Origin of the sequence: Sphingomonas sp. 8AM, assembly GCF_902506455.1 — a bacterium.
GTDB lineage: Bacteria > Pseudomonadota > Alphaproteobacteria > Sphingomonadales > Sphingomonadaceae > Sphingomonas.
This window is the reverse complement of sequence record NZ_LR733851.1, coordinates 1-1,218: the sequence shown is the minus strand read 5'-3', so window position 1 is coordinate 1,218 and position 1,218 is coordinate 1. Positions and strand designations below refer to the sequence as shown.

At 64.9% G+C, this 1,218-nt stretch carries 1 protein-coding gene; it reads left to right on the top strand.

Translation table 11 applies throughout. The features are described 5' to 3' along the window. Positions 1 to 62 precede the first annotated feature (62 nt). A protein-coding gene (locus BACI71_RS17585; protein ID WP_159761497.1) for an IS3 family transposase occupies positions 63 to 1,192 on the top strand; the annotation gives its coding sequence in 2 pieces (ribosomal slippage) (positions 63 to 309 and positions 309 to 1,192; 1,131 coding nt in all). Positions 1,193 to 1,218 lie beyond the last annotated feature (26 nt).

The window sequence follows — 1,218 nt, the reverse complement described above, 5'->3', positions numbered from 1 at the left end:
TGACGTGCTCCCCTGAAACTCCGCCAGTTTGAGCTAGAGTCCGCCTTCGTGAGGAGACGGATGTGAAGAAGAGCAGGTTCAGCGAGGAGCAGATCATCGCGGTGCTGCGCGAGCAGGACAGCGGGATGAAGACCGCCGACGTGTGCCGGAAACACGGGATCAGCAGCGCCACGCTGTACGCCTGGAAGGCGAAATACGGCGGCATGGACGTGTCGCAGGCGCGCAAGCTGAAGGTACTGGAGGACGAGAACGCGCGGCTGAAGCGGCTGCTGGCGGACGCGATACTCGACAACGCCGTGCTCAAGGAGGCGGCAGCAAAAAACTGGTGAAGCCTGCCGCTCGCCGGAGAGCTGTCGAGGAGGCTCGGCAGCGCTTCGGTATCAGCGAGCGTCGGGCATGCTCCATCTTCGGCGTAGATCGAACGTCGGTGCGCTACGCGCCCCGGCGTAGTGATGATGGCGACCTGCGGTCGCGGCTGCGCGAGATCGCGGCAGAGCGTCGCCGCTTCGGCTATCGGCGGCTGGGTATCATGCTGGCTCGCGAGGGGCTGGTCATGAACCACAAGAAGCTGCTGCGGCTGTACCGCGAGGAGAACCTTCGGGTCAGGCGCCGGCGCGGTCGAAAGCGAGCCATGGGCACCCGAGCGCCTATGGCGCTGCCACAAGGACCGAACCAGCGCTGGAGCCTCGACTTCGTCAGCGACACGCTGATCAGTGGCCGACGTATCCGCATCCTGGCGGTGGTCGACGACTTCACGCGCGAATGCCTGGCGCTGGTGGTCGACACCTCCTTGTCAGGCGCGCGTGTCGCTCGCGAGCTCGACGCCATCATCGCTACCAGGGGAAGACCACCGCTGATGATCGTCAGCGACAATGGCACCGAGCTGACCAGTCTCGCGATCCTGAGATGGACGCAGGAGCGGCCTGTCGAGTGGCACTATATCGCGCCCGGCAAGCCGCAGCAGAACGGCTATGTCGAGAGCTTCAACGGCCGCCTGCGCGACGAATGCCTCAACGAGACGCTGTTCGTGTCGCTGGGCCATGCCCGCTCAGTGCTGCGGCTCTGGCGCGATGATTACAACCATGTGCGCCCGCATAGTGGTGTTGGCGGGCTGACGCCCGCCGATGCTGCCAAGCGGGTTGTGCAACACCGCCCCGACGGGCACCATGACAACCCCGGACTCCAGTTATGACTGGAGGAGCTTTGGGGAGCACGTCA